The 251-nt window shown below is 70.5% G+C and carries 1 protein-coding gene; it reads right to left on the bottom strand.

Annotated elements, in window-relative coordinates; translation table 11 throughout:
- Positions 1 to 251, bottom strand: a 251-nt coding sequence (locus SB689_RS23730) for an ATPase, T2SS/T4P/T4SS family (protein WP_410694491.1), incomplete at both ends; no start/stop codon positions are given.

Genomic DNA, 251 nt, shown 5'->3' with positions numbered 1-251 from the left:
GGGCAATCGCATGGGTACGCAGGCCGGTGATGGACTGCCCCTGAAACACGACGTTGCCACTTACGCACGGCAGCAGTCCCATGATCGCCTTGACCAGCGTCGTCTTGCCCGCGCCGGTGCCCCCGACGACGAGGAACGAGCGCCGCGCCGCGACGAGCCCGCGCAGCGCCCTAAGCGCCACCTCGTCGAGGAAGCCGCCGGCGGCGAGTTCGTCGAGGCTCGCCTGCGCCTGGCGCAGCACCCGGAAGCTT

It is taken from the genome of Chryseobacterium sp. SIMBA_038, assembly GCF_046535115.1.
Classification (GTDB): Bacteria; Bacteroidota; Bacteroidia; order Flavobacteriales; family Weeksellaceae; genus Chryseobacterium.
This window is presented reverse-complemented; position numbering and strand designations above follow the sequence as displayed.